This window comes from Sphingomonas sp. SP6, assembly GCF_058313435.1.
In genome coordinates this window covers 869,618-886,823 of sequence record NZ_JBZFLG010000001.1, presented here as the reverse complement: position 1 = coordinate 886,823, position 17,206 = coordinate 869,618, and the positions used below count along the sequence as shown (strand labels likewise).

15 protein-coding genes and 1 pseudogene are annotated in these 17,206 nt (G+C 70.9%); 9 read left to right on the top strand and 7 right to left on the bottom strand.

Going from position 1 to position 17,206, the window contains the following annotated elements:
- Window positions 1–4: 4 nt before the first annotated feature.
- The 4 genes from AC4GYY_RS04335 to AC4GYY_RS04320 all read left to right on the top strand — a co-directional run bounded on the left by AC4GYY_RS04335 (window position 5) and on the right by AC4GYY_RS04320 (window position 3,497).
- Window positions 5–703: a biotin--[acetyl-CoA-carboxylase] ligase gene (locus AC4GYY_RS04335; RefSeq protein WP_491119292.1), complete on the top strand. Its 699-nt coding sequence runs from the start codon at window positions 5–7 to the stop codon at window positions 701–703.
- Between the two features lie 11 nt (window positions 704–714).
- Window positions 715–1,497, top strand: a complete 783-nt coding sequence (locus AC4GYY_RS04330; RefSeq protein ID WP_491118993.1) for a type III pantothenate kinase — start codon at window positions 715–717, stop codon at window positions 1,495–1,497.
- Window positions 1,498–1,589: 92 nt separating this feature from the next.
- A complete protein-coding gene (locus AC4GYY_RS04325; RefSeq protein ID WP_491118992.1) occupies window positions 1,590–3,227 on the top strand; it encodes a ribonuclease J in 1,638 nt (545 codons plus the stop codon).
- A gap of 3 nt (window positions 3,228–3,230) precedes the next feature.
- On the top strand, window positions 3,231–3,497 hold the full coding sequence (locus AC4GYY_RS04320) for a DUF1467 family protein (RefSeq protein WP_491118991.1): 267 nt from the start codon (window positions 3,231–3,233) through the stop codon (window positions 3,495–3,497).
- On the opposite strand, the gene AC4GYY_RS04315 is transcribed toward AC4GYY_RS04320, so the two are convergent.
- Entirely contained in the window at window positions 3,491–5,761 is a 2,271-nt protein-coding gene (locus AC4GYY_RS04315) for a coiled-coil domain-containing protein (protein ID WP_491118990.1), read from the bottom strand. The two genes, AC4GYY_RS04320 and AC4GYY_RS04315, sit on opposite strands and share 7 nt — an antisense overlap.
- A gap of 79 nt (window positions 5,762–5,840) precedes the next feature.
- Here AC4GYY_RS04315 and AC4GYY_RS04310 point away from each other — a divergent pair, with 79 nt between their 5' ends.
- From AC4GYY_RS04310 to AC4GYY_RS04295, 4 genes are read left to right on the top strand one after another with little or no spacing between them, the layout of a single operon-like run.
- On the top strand, window positions 5,841–6,134 hold the full coding sequence (locus AC4GYY_RS04310) for an Hpt domain-containing protein (RefSeq protein ID WP_491118989.1): 294 nt from the start codon (window positions 5,841–5,843) through the stop codon (window positions 6,132–6,134).
- A 41-nt stretch (window positions 6,135–6,175) separates the two neighbouring features.
- Complete coding sequence (locus AC4GYY_RS04305; RefSeq protein ID WP_491118988.1) at window positions 6,176–7,357, top strand: hypothetical protein; 1,182 nt, start codon at window positions 6,176–6,178, stop codon at window positions 7,355–7,357.
- Between the two features lie 36 nt (window positions 7,358–7,393).
- The gene (locus AC4GYY_RS04300) at window positions 7,394–8,425 is read left to right on the top strand and encodes a DUF2336 domain-containing protein (RefSeq protein WP_491118987.1); all 1,032 of its coding nucleotides are present in this window, start codon (window positions 7,394–7,396) and stop codon (window positions 8,423–8,425) included.
- Window positions 8,422–9,759 (top strand): ATP-binding protein, encoded by a 1,338-nt coding sequence (locus AC4GYY_RS04295; protein ID WP_491118986.1) that lies wholly within the window; start codon window positions 8,422–8,424, stop codon window positions 9,757–9,759. The genes AC4GYY_RS04300 and AC4GYY_RS04295 overlap by 4 nt, the downstream gene beginning before the upstream one ends.
- Here AC4GYY_RS04295 and AC4GYY_RS04290 read toward each other — a convergent pair whose 3' ends face one another.
- The 3 genes from AC4GYY_RS04290 to gltX are packed head-to-tail and all read right to left on the bottom strand — an operon-like array spanning window position 9,760 to window position 12,683.
- Window positions 9,760–9,960, bottom strand: coding sequence for a hypothetical protein (locus tag AC4GYY_RS04290; protein ID WP_491118985.1), 201 nt, complete (start codon window positions 9,958–9,960; stop codon window positions 9,760–9,762).
- Window positions 9,961–9,964: 4 nt separating this feature from the next.
- Window positions 9,965–11,248: a citrate synthase gene (locus AC4GYY_RS04285; RefSeq protein WP_491118984.1), complete on the bottom strand. Its 1,284-nt coding sequence runs from the start codon at window positions 11,246–11,248 to the stop codon at window positions 9,965–9,967.
- Window positions 11,249–11,270: 22 nt separating this feature from the next.
- Complete coding sequence (gene gltX / locus AC4GYY_RS04280; RefSeq protein ID WP_491118983.1) at window positions 11,271–12,683, bottom strand: glutamate--tRNA ligase; 1,413 nt, start codon at window positions 12,681–12,683, stop codon at window positions 11,271–11,273.
- 28 nt (window positions 12,684–12,711) lie between these two features.
- Here gltX and AC4GYY_RS04275 point away from each other — a divergent pair.
- A pseudogene (locus tag AC4GYY_RS04275) lies at window positions 12,712–14,268 on the top strand (ComEC/Rec2 family competence protein); the annotation flags it as partial.
- 571 nt (window positions 14,269–14,839) lie between these two features.
- Here AC4GYY_RS04275 and lexA read toward each other — a convergent pair.
- From lexA to AC4GYY_RS04260, 3 genes are all read right to left on the bottom strand, one after another.
- Window positions 14,840–15,493 (bottom strand): transcriptional repressor LexA, encoded by a 654-nt coding sequence (gene lexA, locus AC4GYY_RS04270; protein ID WP_491118982.1) that lies wholly within the window; start codon window positions 15,491–15,493, stop codon window positions 14,840–14,842.
- A 55-nt stretch (window positions 15,494–15,548) separates the two neighbouring features.
- Window positions 15,549–16,709 carry a molybdopterin molybdotransferase MoeA gene (locus tag AC4GYY_RS04265; protein ID WP_491118981.1) on the bottom strand — a complete coding sequence of 387 codons (1,161 nt, stop codon included), beginning with the start codon at window positions 16,707–16,709 and terminating at the stop codon, window positions 15,549–15,551.
- A gap of 126 nt (window positions 16,710–16,835) precedes the next feature.
- Window positions 16,836–17,123 (bottom strand): EF-hand domain-containing protein, encoded by a 288-nt coding sequence (locus tag AC4GYY_RS04260; RefSeq protein WP_491118980.1) that lies wholly within the window; start codon window positions 17,121–17,123, stop codon window positions 16,836–16,838.
- Window positions 17,124–17,206: the final 83 nt, after the last annotated feature.

The window sequence follows — 17,206 nt, the reverse complement described above, 5'->3', positions numbered from 1 at the left end:
GCGGATCGTCGCGGTCGCGGAAACGGGATCGACCAACGCCGATCTGCTGGCGCTCGCCCGGAGCGGCGCGGAGGAGGGTCTTTGGCTCCGCGCCGATCGCCAGCATGCCGGACGGGGACGCCAGGGACGCGAGTGGCGCTCGCCCGCCGGCAACTTCTACGGCAGCACGTTGGTCCGCCTGCGGAGCGGCGATCCGCCTGCGGCCACGCTCGCGCTGGTCGCCGCAGTCGCGCTGGAGGAAGCGGTGGCGGGGCTGGTCGATCGGGCGAAGCTCCGGCTCAAATGGCCCAACGATCTGCTGCTCGATCGCGCCAAGGTGTCGGGTATCCTCCTCGAGCGCGCGGAGGACGCGGTCGTCATCGGGATCGGCGTCAACCTGGCGTATCATCCCGATCTCCCCGACCGCGTGACTACCAGCCTGGCGCAGCACGGCGCGGCGGTCACCCCGACCGAATTCGCCGGGCGACTGGCCGATCTGTTCGCCGCCTGGCTCTTCCTGTGGCGCCTGGACGGCGTCGTTCCCGTCGCGCAGCGCTGGAGCGCGCGGGCGCATCCGCCGGGAACGCGCCTCGTCGCGAACCTGCCCGACGGCGAGATCGTGGACGGCGTGTTCGTGCGTCTCGCCGCCGACGGCGCGCTGGTGCTCGGCTTGGCGGATGGCGCGGAGCGTGTCATCCACGCCGCCGACGTGTTTCCCGTCTGAGGAGAGGGCCGATGCTGCTGGCGATCGATGCGGGGAATACGAACGTCGTCTTCGCGCTCGTCGATGGACGGACGATCAAGGCGCGGTGGCGGATCGCCACCGACCCGCGCCGCACGGCCGACGAATATGCGGTCTGGCTGACCCAGTTGCTTCAGATCGAGGGATACGCCCGCGAGGACATCTTGGCGGTGATCGTCTCGACCGTCGTGCCGCGCGCGCTCCACAACCTTCAGGTCCTCGCGACCAAATACTTCAAGACGGAGGCGCTGATCGCCGGGCGGGCGCCGGTGGAGTGGGGCGTGATGATCGACGTCGACGAGCCGGCGTCGCTCGGCGCCGACCGCGCCGTCAACACGATCGCCGCGCACGCCCTGCATCCGGGCGATCTGATCGTGATCGATTTCGGCACGGCCACAACCTTCGACTGGGTGGACTACCGCGGCGCCTACAAGGGCGGGATCATCGCGCCCGGCATCAACCTGTCGCTGGATGCGCTGGTCACCGCCGCCGCCAAGCTGCCGCGCGTCGCGATCGAGGCGCCCGAGGGGAACCTGTCGGTGATCGGGCGCAACACCGTCGATCAGATGAACATCGGCATCTATTGGGGTTACGTCGGACTGATCGAGGGGCTGGTCGCGCGCATGAAGGCGGAGGTCGGGCGGCCCTGTACCGTGATCGCGACGGGCGGCCTGGCGACGCTGTTCGAGCGGCAGACGAGCGTGTTCGACGCCATCGAGCCCGACCTGACGATCCAGGGACTGGCGATGTTGGCCGAGCGCGCCCATATTTCATGACAATGACGCGGCCCGCCCGCGTTCTCCCTCTTCCTGAACGGCGAAGGCCGTTCTCGCCCGCACCGTTCGCGCGGCGCTACGATTGGACCTGAATGACTCCGCAAGACGAATTGATCTTCTGCGCGCTCGGCGGCTCGGGCGAGATCGGCATGAACGTCAACCTCTACGGCTGCCGCGGCAAATGGCTGATGGTGGACATGGGCGTGACCTTCGCCGACCACAGCTATCCCGGCATCGACCTGGTCCTGCCGGACCTCCGCTTCATCGAGGAGCGTGGCGAGGCGCTGGTGGGTATCGTGCTGACGCACGGGCACGAGGATCATATCGGCGCGCTGCCGTATCTGGCGGAGGACCTTGGCGTGCCGCTCTACGCGACGCCGTTCACCGCAGGGCTGATCCGGGGGAAGCTCGAGGAGGAGCGGATCGCCGATCGGGTCACGCTGCGCGTGATCACGCCGGGAGAGCGGTTCTCGGTGGGGCCGTTCGCGATCGACTATGTGCCGATGGCGCACTCGATCCCCGAGGCGAACGCGCTGTTGATCGAGACGCCGTTCGGTCGCGTGTTCCATTCGGGCGACTGGAAGTTCGATCCGGCCCCGGTGCTCGGCGCGCCCGCGACGCTCGAGCAATTGGAAGCGATCGGCGATGGCGGGATCGACGTGCTGGTCTGCGATTCGACCAACGTCTTCAACGCCGAGGCGTCGGGCAGCGAGGCTGACGTCTATGCCGGGCTGAAGGGCGCGGTCGCCGCGGCGAAGGGGAGGGTGGTCGTCACCACCTTCGCCTCGAACGCGGCGCGACTGCATACGCTCGGCGAGGTCGCGAAAGAGACCGGACGTCAGCTGTGCGTCACGGGGCGCTCGCTCGACCGGATCATCCGTGTCGCCAAGGCGACCGGCTATCTACGCGACCTGCCGCCGACGATCGACGCGGAGGCGGCGATGCGGCTCCCGCGCAATAAGGTGCTGATCGTCGCCACTGGCGGCCAGGGCGAGGCGCGCGCCGCGCTCGCTCGGATCGCCGAGGGCTCGCATCCGGTGAAGCTCGACGACGGCGACACCGTGATCTTCTCGTCCAAGCAGATCCCCGGCAACGAGGTCGCGATCGGCCGCATCCAGAACATCCTCGCCGGTCGCGGCGTGGAGATGGTCACCGAGAAGCAGGCGCATGTCCACGTTTCGGGCCATCCCGGACGGCCCGAATTGGCCGAACTCTACCGCCGGCTTCGGCCGCGCGTGCTCGTGCCGGTCCACGGCGAGATGCGCCACCTCCAGGAGCATGCGCGCTACGCGGAGGCGCAGGGGGTGCCCGAGGCGCTCGTGCAGACCGATGGCGACATCATCCGGCTCGCCCCCGGCGAGCCGCGCCGCATCGGCACGGCCGAGGTCGGCCGGCTGGTGCTCGACGGCGACGTGATCCTGCCGGCGGACGGCGCGACGATGAACGAACGGCGTAAGCTGGGGATCAACGGTCAGATCTCGGTCGCGTTGGCGATCGGGAAGGGGAATCGTCCGCTCGGCACGCCGGAGCTGCGGCTACAGGGTGTGCCGCTGGAGGAGGACCGCGAGGCGTTCCTGGCCGAGGCAGCGCAAGCGGCGGTCCAGGCGGCGACGAAGGGCGGCCGTGATCTCGACCGGCTGCGTGAGGACGTCCGGCTGGCGATCCGTCGCACCGCGACGCGCTGGACGGGCAAGAAGCCGATCGTCGACGTTCTGCTCGTGCGCGTCTGAGCCATGCGCCCGGCGTCGCTCGTCGCGATCTATATCCTGTTCTGGGTGTTTTCGGTGTTCCTGGTGCTGCCCTGGGGGGTTCGAACCTCCGCAGAGGCGGGAACTCAGCCGGTGCCGGGACAGGCGGAGAGCGCGCCGCACGAGTTTCGGCCGGGCCTGATCGCGGTGCGTGTGACGGCCGTCGCGACGGCGCTGTTCGCGTTATTCGTCGCCAACTATCATTACGGCTGGATCACGGCCGAAAGCCTGAACTTCTACCGCGATCAGTGAAGCCGGTCGGTCGCCTGGGCGAGGGCGACATAGAGCTTGCCGACATCGGAGGAGAGCAGCGTCACGGCGAGCGAAGCGCCGTCCCCTTGCGCCAGGACGATCCGCAACATCGTCTCGAAATCGTGGATGTAGCGGTTCACCACCTCCCGCACGGCCGGATCGACGTCGCACACTCCGGCGATCCGGCGCTGCTCCTCGGCGTCGAGCAGCCGTACCGCCCGGCGGGTGAACACCCCGCGATCGCCTTTGAGATACGCCCCCCAAGCGGTGTCGGACACCTCGCGCCCTAAGCTGCGGTCGATGTCGATTGCCGCCGAGTTCAAGGCCTCGATCAGCAAGGAGGCCCGTCTCGCGAAACTCTCGCGCCCGCTGACCTCGGCTTCGTCGATCTGTGTGCCGAGGATCGCGGCGGCTTCGCGGACGCGGGTGAGCTGCGCTTCGAGCCGGTCCGCGGCCCGCGTCGCTGCGGCGACCGCGGCTTCCGCCACTTCGGCAACGGCGGCGACCTGATGCTGCACCCCGGCCCCCGCCGCGCGCCGGAAGGCGTCCTCGCTGGCGAGCTCCAGGGCATGCGCGGCCTCGGGGATCACCTCCGCCAGGGTGTCGCGCGCCTTGTCGGCGGCGGAGAGCGCGGTCTCCTTGACCCGCAGCAGCGCCTCGACCAGCCGCGGGGCGGCCGATTCGACGAAGCCGTCGACCCGCTCGATCGCCGAGTCGACGGAATGTTCGAGGCCGGCAACCTTGTCTCGGCCGCGGGCAAGGCCGTCGGCGAGGGTTGCGGCGACCGCATCCGCGCTCCGGCGCTGTTCGGCAAGCGAACCCGCCACCGCATCGATCGCGGCATGGGTGCTCTCCGCCGCTCCGACCAGCGCCATCAGCTCCGGCTTGGTGGCGGCGATCCGCTGGCGGGTGGCGTCGGTTCGGGCGTCCAAGCGCGCCAGGGCGCCGGGCAGGGTCTCGTCGAGCTCGCGAGCCGCCGAATCGAGGGCGATCAGCAACGTCTCGGCGCTGGCGATCGCCTTGAGCGCCGCTCCCTCGCCCTCGCGCAGCGATGTCGTCATCGCATCGGCGGTGCCGCCGAGCGCCGCGATCGACTGGGCGAGCGCCTGAGCGCGCGCCGCACCGTCGCGCTGGAGTGTCGCCAGCCGCTCCTCGGCGCGTGCGACCCAGTTTTCGGTATCGCGCGCCAGTTCGTCGCTTGCGCTCCGCTGCTCGCCGAGCCGCTTGGCGAGCCGTTCGATCACCATCTCGACGATCTCGATCCGTTGGGCGAGGCCTTCCGCGCTGTCGCGAGCAGCGGTATCGAGTGCGGCCTGATGCGCGCCGAGCATCGCCAACATCGCTTCGCCTTGCGCGTTCATCCCCGCGCGGGCGCCGTCCATCGCGGCCGCCGCACGGCCGAGCAGGGCGTCGACCTCGCCCGCCATCTGCTCGGTGACAGCGGTGAGCCTCGCGCCGGCCACCTCGCTGCCGGTCTCCATCCGAAGGAGGTGCGCGGCGAGAGTCTGCGCCGCGCCGCCGGCGGTCACCTCCGCCTCGCGTCCGCGTTCGCTCAGAGCGGCGAGGCGACCGTCAAGCGCAAGCAGGTGCTCCCCGACTGCCAACGCGACTCCGTCGAGCTTGCCGGCGAGCGATGCCACCTCGCTCTCGGCTCTCGGCAACGCAATAAGGAGCGCCGCCAACCTGTTCTCGGCCGCGTCGACGCTGTCGCCGAGCGCGCCGGCGTGACGATCGGCGACAGCGACCTCGTCCGAAAGCCGGCTGCCGATCGCCTCCAGCTTGGCGGTGGCCGCATCGCCGACCGCGGTGAGCGCGCGGATCTGCTCGGCAACCATGGCGCGCCGCGACTCGAGAACGGCGTCGAGCGCAACAACCGCTCGCTGGAGCGCGTCGGCCTCGCCGCGCAATCCCCGCGCGGCGCCGACCAGCCGTTCCGCGTGACGGCCTCCTGCGATCGCCCCGATCAGCCAAGCAACCCCGAGCAAGAGGGGCACCGACACCGCGACCACCGCGAGCAGCCCGATCCGGTCCGGCCCCAATGGGCTGGTCGACCGGGCCGACCAGATCGCCACCGCTCCGATCCAGATCAGCGCCGCGGCGACCAGGACACCGGCGACGATCCTGCCGTCCCCCTGTGGAGGCGGCATCTCCTCCTCGCCCGCCGAATGGACCTCCTGCACCCATGTCGGCGGTCTCGACGGAGGCCGCCCGGCTTCCGCATATGCTTCGGCGTCGTCGCCGACCCAGACCTGCCCCCCGCTCATGAGCCTTGCTTATCACGAATCGGTCCCGCGCAAAGCCGGCTCAACGTTCGCTTAACCCTGTCGGACGTAATCGCCGGAGATGGCGTTCGATCCGGGTGCGATCAGTTCCAACCTGGCCGCGGCCGTGGGCGACGAGCCGGCGCTGATCGCCGAACTGAAGCTCGCGTTCGCCGAAAGCGCCGAGCGGGTTCTCGCCGCGATGCAGGCGGCCGAAGATCGCGAGGCGTGGATCGTGGCGGCCTCGCGGCTCAAGGGCCTGACCGCAAGCTTCGGCGCCGTCTCGCTGATGGCGCTCGCGGAACAGGCGCTCACGGCCGAGCGCCCCGACGCAATCGTGCTGCGCAAGATCCGCCACGCCGTCCGACGCTTGTAGCGCCCTTTGCCATGCCGCGCGCGTTTCCCTAACAGCGCGCGATGCTGGCCGGTCTGCTGTTCGCCACTCACGACGCCGAGGACCGTGCGGGCACGCTCGCGGCGACGCTGCCGTTCGGCGGATTGACGCTGATCGAATATCAGGCGCGACTCCTCGTCTCACTCGGCGCGTCGCAGATCGTCGTCGTGGTTCACCGGTTGACGCCCGAGCTGCTCGGGGCGCTCGCGCGGATCGGGCGAAGGGGCGTGCCCGTCGATGCGGTCCGGAGCGCGTCCGAGACCGTGGCCAAACTCCATCCGCTCGCGCGCGTGTTGATGCTGGGCGACGGCCTCGTCACGACCGCGGCGGCGATCGGCCCCCTCGCGGTCGAGGGTGGCGATGCCTTGCTCACGCTCGACGCCGCTCAAGCCGCTTCCGGACTCGAGCGCCTGGGCGGAACCGTCGTGTGGGCCGGGGCCGCGCGTCTGCAGATCGAACGAGTCGCCGAGGTCGCGGCGATGCCGCGCGATTACGACATGCAATCGGCGCTGGTCCGGGTGGCCGCACAGGCGCGCGCTCAGAACCTGATGCTCGCCCCGGGCGAGGCGGCAGCCGGGCATGGTGTCGAGCGGAGCGCGGCGGCGCTCGACGCGCGCGGGCGCGACGTGATGAGCGCGACGCTCGCGCGGCGCCCCGGATGGTTCGAACGCTGGATCGTCGCCCCGATCGCCCGTCCGGGCTTGGGGGTGATGATGCGTGGCGGCGTGTCGACGACGGCCCTCGCAGGCGTCGCGGGAGCGGTGGCGGCCGGTGCACTGATCGCGCTCGACTTCGGCTTCTCCTTGGCCGGAATGATCGGAGCGCTGGCCGCGACGATGGCGGCCTCGGCCGGGTCCACGATCGCATGGCTGCGCGACGAGACGTTGCTACGGCGCGCCTTCGCCGCGACGGAAGCCCTCTTGCCGGCATTGGCGGTACTGCTGCTCGGCCACGGGCTCGATGTCGCCCGAGGCGGGACGATCGGCGTCGTCCTTGCGCTGGGGTCGATCCTTCTCGCCGGGCTCGATGCGCGCGCGGGGCAAGGGCGCGCGCGTGCCGACTGGCAGGGCGGCCCGGGCGCATACCTGGCGGTGGCCACGCTGCCGACCCTGCTCGGCTGGCCGATCACCGGCCTGGCGCTCGCCACCGTCTATGCCGCGGGATCGCTCGCCGCGGCGATCGAGACGCTTCGCCGCGGCGCTTAGGCGGGCCTTAAGGAGAGTGCGGGTAGCGCCTCCACCATGTCGATCGACGCATCCGACCTGTCGACCTCCAGAGCCGCGGCGATCCTGGTCCGCGCCGGGAGAGCGGATGCGGTCGAAGCCCGGCGGCTGAACGCCGCGCTCGACGATTTCTTCCTTCCTGACGATGCACGCCTCGACGATCAGATGCGGGCGGCGCTCGCCGCGGGGCTGGCGCGCGCGGTCGAGGCGGTCGTACGAGAGATCGCCGCCTTCGCCGAGCGTTCGACGGGACGTGCGGTCCTGGGCGATGTCCTGCCGCGGCTGCTTGATTCGGGGTTGCTTCGCGACGCGCCGCTGTTGGCGGACTTGATCGGCGGCGCTCGCCAGGATCTCCTGGCGGAGGCGCTGCGCCGGACGGTCGCTCCGGCCGATCAGTCCAATCTGCTCGCGCGCTTGGCCGAGAGCCCCGACGGCGTGGTCGCCGCGGCCGCTGCGGACCTGCTCACCGCCGAGAACCGGGCGCGCGATGGGCGACGCGAACTGGCGCGGTCCGTGCACCAGCGGCTCGTCTGGTGGGTCGCGGCCGCGCTCCGCGAGGTTGCGGACGATGGCGCGGCGATCGAGCGTGCGCTCGCCGATGGCGCCGCGCGAAGCATCGCCGCCAATGCCAGCGCCGACCGGCTGGACGCTGCGGCGATGCGAGTGGCGAAGGCGATCGACCCGCGGCCCGCGGAGCTGGGCGAGCTGTTGGCGTCTTCGCTCGCCGATGCGCGTCCCGTCCTGGTCTTCGCGCTGGTGGCGCACTCGGCGTCTCTCGAGTTCGGCGAGGCGCGCAGCGTCGTGCTCGATCCCGACGGCGACCGGCTGTGGCTCCTGCTGCGGGCGCAGGGGCTCGATCGCGGAGAGATCGCGCGGATCGGCCTGATGCTGAGCGAGGCCGACCACCGCCGCGATGTCGAGGCGTTCGCCGACGTCCTCGATGCGATCATGGGTGTCGACCGCGAGGCGGCAGCCGACGCCTTGGCGCCGATGCGGCTTCATCCCGAGTTCCGCTCGGCGCTCCGGGCGCTGGCGAGGAGCAGGGCGTGACATCGCTCCTGACCAGTCTCGTCGGTCACGTCGACGCCCGGGACCGCTTCGTCGGCGGCGACGAAGCGTTCGCCGCGCTCAATGCGCGGGCGGGAGGAGCGATCGGCGCACCGCTCGCCACCCCGCAATTGGCGACGGTCGCGCGACTGGCGCGGCGGCTTGCGATCCCGGTCGCGCGACCCGTGACGATCGCCGATGTCGACGCCGATCTCGACTGCTGGGTCCGCGCCCGGCCGACCGCCGAGGGTGTGACGATCACGCTGGTGGAGGTGCGGGAACGTGCGCCGGCGCCCCGGCCGGCCTGGTCGGCGCCGACCGCCGCGGCGCCACCGGGCTGCGACTGGACCTGGGAGGTCGACGCCTCGCTCCGGTTCCGCAGGATCGACGAGGACGGCGCGGCGCGGTACGCGCTCGACCCCGCCGCGCTGCTCGGTCAGCCGCTGACCCGGACCTTCGCGCTGGAGCCGGGCCAGGGCGGGACGATGCCCCTGCTGGAGGCGTTCGCCGACCGACAGGATTTCGACGGGCAGCGCGCGACGGTGGGCGGCGCGCGTGCGGTCCGTCTCGCGGGGACAGCGATCCGCGACGCCACGCAGACCCTGCTCGGCTATGTCGGCGGTGTGTTCGAGGACGCGCCCGCCGATGCGTCGCTTGAGGCTCCGGGCGGCGAGAGCTTCAACCTTCAGCTCGAAGCCGCACTGCGCGCGCCGCTGTCGCGGATCGTGGCCGAGGCCGATGCCATGAACGCCGAAGTCGATGGCCCGCTGGCGCCCCATTACGTCGAATATGCCGCCGACATCGCCAGCGCCGGCCGGCACCTGCTGGCGCTGGTCGACGATCTCGCCGATCTGAATGCGATCGAGCGTCCCGACTTCAAGGTCGAACCGGACGAGATCGATCTGGCGGACGTGGCGCGCCGGGCCGGCGGTTTGCTGTCGGTCCGCGCGTCCGACTCGGGCGTGACGATCACCCGGCCTGCGCCCGACGTCAGCGTCGCCGTCTCGGGCGAGTTCCGCCGGACGTTGCAGATCCTGGTGAACCTGGTCGGGAACGCCGTGCGCTACTCGCCGCGCGGTGCGGGCGTCGTGATCGACGTCGAGCGGCGGGGAGACCGCGGGATCGTCAGGGTGGCCGATCAGGGCAAGGGCATCGCCCCGGAAGATCAGGCGCGGATCTTCGACAAGTTCGAGCGGGTCGACCCGAGCGAACCGGGGGGAAGCGGGCTGGGCCTCTACATCGCGCGGCGATTGGCGCGCGTGATGGGCGGCGAACTGTCGGTCGAGAGCGCGCCGGGCGAGGGCGCGCGGTTCACGCTCGAGCTGCCCGCGCGCTGATCACCGCCAGCGGCGGGCGGCGATGATCATGAGCAGGCCGACGACCGCCAGACCGGCGCCATAGTCGGCCCAGACCCGTTGACGGAGCATGAAGCTCGATCGAGGCCAGTCGACGTAGCCGAGGCCCTGCCCGATCCAGAGCACCCCCATCAGCGTCAGGACGACGCCGAGCGCAATCAACGGAGCGCGTGCGCGGCGCACCGCCTCAACGCTCCCCGGCCGGAACATAGGCGCGCTGGGCCGGCCCGGCATAGAGCTGACGCGGACGGCCGATCTTCTGATCGGGATCGGTGATCATCTCGTTCCACTGCGCGACCCACCCGACGGTGCGCGCCAAGGCGAACAGCGCGGTGAACATCGAGGTCGGGAAGCCGATCGCCGACAGGATCACGCCAGAATAGAAGTCGACGTTGGGGAACAGCTTCTTCTCGACAAAGTAATCGTCGCTCAGCGCCAGCTCCTCGAGCCGCAGCGCGGTGTCGAACAGCGGGTCGTTGACCTTGAGCGCGTCGAAGACCTCGCGCACGGTCTTCTGCATCACGGTCGCGCGCGGATCGTAATTCTTGTAGACCCGGTGCCCGAAGCCCATCAGGCGGAACGGATCGTTCTTGTCCTTGGCGCGTGCGATGAACTCCGGGATGCGATCGGGTGTGCCGATCTCGCGCAGCATGTTGAGCGCCGCTTCGTTCGCGCCCCCGTGCGCCGGGCCCCAGAGGCAGGCGATCCCCGCCGCGATGCACGCGAACGGGTTGGCGCCCGACGAACCCGCGAGACGGACGGTCGAGGTCGAGGCGTTCTGTTCGTGATCGGCGTGGAGGATGAAGATGCGATCCATCGCCTTCTCGACGACGGGGTTGACCTCATACTTCTCGGCCGGGACGCCGAACGTCATCCGCAGGAAGTTGCCGGTGTAGCTCAGCGAATTGTCCGGATAGAGGAAAGGCTGACCGACGCTGTACTTGTACGCCATCGCCGCGATCGTGGGCATCTTGGCGATCAGCCGGTGGCTGGCGATGGTGCGCTGGACCGGATCGTGGATGTCGGTCGAGTCATGGTAGAAGGCGGACAGCGCGCCGACCACGCCGCACATGATCGCCATCGGATGGGCGTCGCGCCGGAACCCGCGGAAGAAGCTCGCGAGCTGTTCGTGGACCATCGTGTGTCGCGTGATCGTATCGATGAAGCCGTCGAGCTCCTCGCCCTTGGGCAGCTCGCCGTTCAGGAGGAGGTAGCAGACCTCCATGAAGCTCGACTGTTCGGCCAGTTCGCCGATCGGGTAGCCGCGGTGGAGCAGCACGCCCGCGTCGCCGTCGATATAGGTCAGCTCCGACCGGCAGCTCGCGGTCGAGGTGAAGCCGGGATCGTAGGTGAAGGCGTCGGTCTGCGCGTAGAGCTTGCGGATGTCGATGACGTCCGGCCCGACCGTGCCCGAGAGGACGGGATAGTCGAAGTCCTTGCCCGAGAGCGAGAGCTTGGCGGTGTCGGTCATGGGATACTCCGAGTGAACTTCGTCAGGACAGGCGGTCGGCGATCCGGGCCAGGCTCTCGTCGCGCCCGAGCAGTTCGAGCACGTCGAAGATTCCCGGCGACGTCCTGCGTCCCGTGAGCGCGGCGCGGAGCGGCTGGGCGGCCTGGCCGAGCTTGACGCCCGCCTCCTCGGCCACCCGACGGACCGTGTTTTCGAGCGCCTCCGTATTCCAGTTGTGCACCGCGTCAAGAGCGGCGTGGAGAGCGGCCAGGACCGTCAACGCATCCCCCGCGAGAAGCGGGGCGGCATCCGCCGCGATCTCGATCGGGCGCTGCGCAAACAGAAAGGCGGCGCCGTCCACGAGCTCGTTCAGATTGGCGGCCCGCGGCTTCAAGGCCGGCATCGCTCGCGTGAGCAACGGGTCCGCATCCAAGCGGCCGAGTCGCTCGGCGACGAGCGCAGCGAGCCGCGAATCGTCCGCCTCGCGAATGTAATGGCCGTTGAGATGCTCGAGCTTCTTGAGATCGAACCGCGACGCCGACTTGCCGACCGCGTCCAGATCGAACCAGGCGATCGCCTCGTCGCGGCTGATGATCTCCGCGTCGCCGTGCCCCCAGCCGAGACGGAGCAGGTAATTGCCGAGCGCCTCGGGCAGGATCCCGAGTTCGTCGCGATACGCCTCGATCCCGACGGCGCCGTGGCGCTTGGAGAGCTTCGCCCCGTCCGCGCCGTGGATCAGCGGGATGTGCGCGTAAACCGGCTCCGGCCAGCCGTTGGCGCGATAGATCGGCAGCTGGCGGAAGGCGTTGTTGAGATGGTCGTCGCCGCGGATCACGTGGGTGACGCCCATTTCGTGATCGTCGACGACCACCGCGAGCATGTACGTCGGCGTCCCGTCGGAGCGGAGCAGGACGAGATCGTCGAGCTCGGCATTCTGCACGGTGACCTCGCCCTGGACGCGGTCGTGGATCGTGGTCGCGCCCTGGGTCGGGGCGCGGAGGCGCAGGACGTAGGGCTCGCCTTCTGGCCAGTCGGTCCGATCGCGCCACGGCGAGCGGATCCGCAGCGGCTGCTTCGCCGCCTGCGCCGCGGCGCGCATCGCGTCGATCTCCTCCGCGGTCATGTAGCAGCGATAGGCGTGGCCGCTCGCGACCATTGCATGCGCGATCTCGGCATGGCGATCGGCGCGCGCGAACTGGAACACGACGTCGCCGTCCCAGTCGAGCCCGAGCCAGCGCATCCCCGAGAGGATCGCGTCGATCGCGGGCTGGGTCGAGCGCGCGCGATCGGTGTCCTCGATGCGCAGGAGGAACGTGCCGCCATGGTGGCGCGCAAACAGCAGGTTGAACAGCGCGGTCCGCGCGCCGCCCAGGTGGAGGAACCCGGTCGGCGAAGGCGCGAAACGGGTGACGACAGGCGCCGCGGGGCCGCCCGCGGGATCGGTGGTTGCGCTCAAGCGCGCTTGCTCCCAGGCTGGAATCTCGATGGCCAGTTCAGCCGCAGCCGCCCGTAGCACGGCGTTCGAACCGCTTCAAACCAGCGGGCGGCGGTGGCGCGAGCCGGTGGAGCGCTGGCTGGAGGCGGAGCGCGACCAGCTGCCGCTCTGGTTGCCGGTGATGCTGGGCCTCGGCGTCGCCGCGTGGTTCGCGCTGCCGACCCGGACCGGATGGCTGGCGGCGATCGCGGCGGCGCTGGCGGTCGGCTGCCTGGGGCTGACCGCATGGCGCGGGGGGCGCGCGGGGCTTGCGGTCGCGGCAGCGGGTGGCGCGGTCGCGCTGGGAGTCGCGCTCGCCTGGGCGTCGGCGGAACGGGCGCGCGCGCCGGTCCTCGCCGCTCCGGTCGTCGCCGCGGTCGAAGGGCGGGTCACGCGCGTCCAGCATCTGCCGGCGCGCGAGCTGGTGCGGGTGACGATGATCCCGACGCGGATCGCGCCTACGGGCCGGCAGACCACCGTGCCGACGCCCAGGTCGATCCGGCTCAACGTCGCTGTCGGCGACGCCCCACCCGGGCTGACCGCCGGAGCGGTCATCCGACAGCGGGCTCGGCTGATGCCGCCGCCGTCGCCGGCGGTGCCCGGCGCGTACGATTTCGCCCAGGTCGCGTGGTTCGCCCGCCTGGGCGCGACGGGCCGGGCGTTCGCGCCGGTGACGGTGATCTCTCCCGGCGTTGCCGAAGACGGCCTGCGCTCGCGACTGAGCCGGCTGATCGAGGCGAGGGTGCCCGGCAGCGAGGGCGGGATCGCGGCGGCGCTGGCGACCGGCGACACGGGTGCGATCGCGGACGACGACTCGGAAGCGATGCGGCGGGCGGGGCTGGCGCACCTCCTGTCGGTCAGTGGCCTCCACATCACCGCGGCGGTGGCGCTGACGATGTGGCTGGTGCTCCGCGTGCTCGCGCTCAGTCCGGCGCTGGCGTTGACCGGGCGGCTGCCGCTGGTGGCAGGTGGCGCAGCGGCGCTGGTGGCGATCGGCTATACGCTCTTGACCGGCGCGGAGGTGCCGACGATCCGCAGCTGCGTCGCGGCGCTGCTCGTGCTCGCGGCCATGGCGGTCGGGCGGCAGGCGGTGACGCTGCGGCTGGTCGCGGCGGGGGCGGTCATCGTGCTGCTGGTCTGGCCCGAGTCGCTGGCGGGTCCAAGCTTCCAATTGTCGTTCGCGGCGGTGACCGCGATCATCGCGCTCCACGAGCACCCGAAGGTGCGTGCCTGGTTCCTGCCGCGCGACGAGGCCAGGTGGCGAAGGGTCGCGCGCGAAGGAGGGTCGCTGCTGCTGACGGGGCTGGTGGTCGAGGCGGCGCTGATGCCGATCGCCGTCTATCACTTCCACAAGGCCGGGCTGTACGGGGCCGTCGCCAACATCGTCGCCATCCCGCTGACCACCTTTGTCGTGATGCCGCTGGAGGCGTCGGCGCTCGTCTTCGAGCCGACGGGCCTGGCAGGGCCGCTGTGGTGGCTGCTCGAGCGGACACTGGCGCTACTGCTCTGGCTTGCCCACCGGGTCGCCGCCGCGCCGGGGGCGGTGGCGGCGCTGCCCGCGATGCCAGGCGGAGCGTTCGCGCTGATGGTCGCCGGCGGCCTGTGGACGGCGTTGTGGCGGACGCGCTGGCGCCGGCTCGGAGCCGCACCGTTCGCGGCGGGGCTCGTCTGGGCGCTGCTGAGCCCGACTCCGGACCTGCTGGTGACCGGCGACGGACGGCATCTCGCGATCCGAACCGCAGCGGGCGTCGCCGTGCTGCGCGACCGGGCGGGAGACTATACGTTGGACACGCTGGCGGAGAACGGCGGGGTGGACGGCGATCCGGTGTTCCTGGTCGATCAGCCCGAGGCGCGATGCACGCGCGACCTGTGCATCGTCGACCGTGAGGCGGGCGGGCGGCGGTGGCGCGTCGTGGCGACGCGAAGCGCCTACCGGGTCCCCATCGACGAGTTGATCGCGGCCTGCCGGGGCGCCGACATCGTCATCAGCGAGCGTCCGCTGCCGTGGCGATGCCGGCCGTCATGGCTACGGCTCGACCGCGACGTGCTGGCGACAACGGGCGGCGTGGCGGTGACGCTCGCGGCCGGGCGGGTCGCCACCGTCCTCCAGCCCGGCGACGAACATCCGTGGCGGGCAGTCAGTCGTAACGGCGGAGCAGCCCCGACAGCTTTCCCTGAACGCGGACCTGCGAGGGCGCGTAGCGCTGGGGATCGTAGGCGCGATTGGCGGGATCGAGGCGGATCATCGCACCCTCGCGACGGAAGTATTTGAGCGTCGCCTCGCTGTCCTCGATCAGCGCGACCACGATCTCGCCGTCGCGCGCGACCTCCTGACGGCGGATCAGCGCGAAATCGCCATCGAGGATGCCCGCCTCGACCATCGAATCTCCCGAGACCTCGAGCGCGTAATGCTCGCCCGAGCCGAGCAGCGCGGCGGGGACGGACAGCGTGGTCGAGCCCTCGAAAGCCTCGATCGGGGCGCCCGCGGCGATGCGGCCGTGCAGCGGGATCTCGACGGTGTCGTTCGCCGGCTCGGGCCGGGGCGTGGCGGCGCGCGTCGGCTTCTTCGCCTCGGCGCGCTCGGGCATCTTGATCACCTCCAGCGCGCGGGCGCGATTGGGCAATCGGCGGAGGAAGCCACGCTCCTCGAGTGCGGAGATCAGGCGATGGACCCCCGACTTCGACTTGAGGTCGAGCGCGTCCTTCATCTCCTCGAACGAGGGCGAAACCCCGGTCTGGGTCAGGCGATCGTCGATGAAACAGATGAGTTCGTGTTGCTTGCGCGTGAGCATGATCGGCCTCGCTGGCGAACAGACGACGAACCTTTACGGAACGCTCTTGCACACGTCAAGCGATCATCAGGATCTCCGCCGAGTCGCCCGTGACAGTGGGCGGTGCATGCGCCGGTCGCACGATCAGGCAGTTGGCGCGGGCGAGCGTGAGGAGCATCGAGCTGTCCTGAATCGCGGCGGCGAAGAGGCGGCCATCACGCAGCTCGGCACGTAGATAATCGGTGCGGGCGCCGTTGCCGGGCAGATCCTCCCCGAGCGTCCCGGTGGTGGTTCGCGGCATGGGATCGCGGGCGCCTGCCAGTGCGGCGACGAGCGGTCGCGCGAACAGGATGGTGGTCACGAAGGCCGAGACCGGATTGCCGGGGAGGCCGAGCACCTGCGCGTCGCCAAGCCGACCGGCCATCATCGGCTTGCCCGGTCGCAGCGCGATCCGCCAGAAGTCGATGGTCGCCCCTGCCGTCTCCAGCGCCGGCCGGACCAGGTCGTGATCGCCGACCGACGCGCCGCCGGTGGTGAGCAGCAGGTCGCAGCGGACCGCCGCGAAGGCGTCGCGCAGGGTGGCGAGATCGTCGCGAAGGATGCCGAGATCGACGATCTCGACCGGCAGATCGGCGAGCAAGCTGCGCAGGAGTAGGCGGTTCGACTCCGGCAGGCCTCCATCGGGGATCGGCTGACCGACCTCAACCAGTTCGTCGCCCGTGCTGGCGATCGCGACACGGACCGGGCGGCGGACGGTAACCGCAGCGACGCCGGCGGTGGCCGCGACCGCCAGGCGAGCGGGAGTCAAGCGTTCGCCCGCGGCGACCAGCTCCTGACCGTCCGTAAAATCGAGGCCGCGACGACGGACGTTGCGGCTCGGCCCCGTCGGACCTTCGCCCGTGAGGATCAGCCGGTCCTCGTCGCGCCGCGCCTCTTCCTGGATCAGCACCGCGTCAGCGTCCGCGGGCAGGGCGGCGCCGGTGAAGATCCGGGTCGCCTCGCCCGGGCCGATCCCTCCGGCGAAGGGTCTGCCTGCCGCGCTTTCCCCGATCACCCGCCAGGGCCCCGGCAGGTCGGCGGCGCGGATCGCATAGCCGTCCATCGCCGACAGGTCGGCGGCGGGCTGGGTGCGCCGGGCGATCACGGGCGCCGCCGTCCACCGGCCGAGCGCGTCGGCGATCGCGACGACTTCGCTCGAGACCGGACGTGCGGCGGCGACCAGGCGTTGCTGCGCCACGGCGACGGCGAGAAGGTGAGGCGGAGCTTCGAAGGTCACACTTGGGTTCACATCATCGCGAGCGGGCGGGCGCGTCACGCCGGGGCCGGCCGAAGGTTGCGGAAGGCGACCCGCCGAGCGGCGCTCTCAGCGCCGACGACCTGCCCCGAGCTCGTCCGCCGAGAGCTTGCCGTCGTGGTCGGTGTCGAGCCGGTCGAAGCGGCGCTGCATCCGCTCGGGCGCCTCGCTCTTCTCGACGAAACCGTCGTTGTTGGTATCGAGTCGTTCCAGTCGACCGCCGCGGTCGCCTCGGCCTCCGCGATCCCCTCGGTCGCGGCGCTCCTTGCGATCCTGCCGATCCGACGATGTGCCGTCGTGCTGCGAACACGCCGCGAGCGAGGTCGCGATGAGCGCGGCGGCGAAGATTATGCGCATGGTGGTCCCTCCAGTCCGGTTCCCGGCGACCCCCAAACGCGGAACCCGCCGTGCGGATGCATCGGTCCGTCGCATCATGCCGC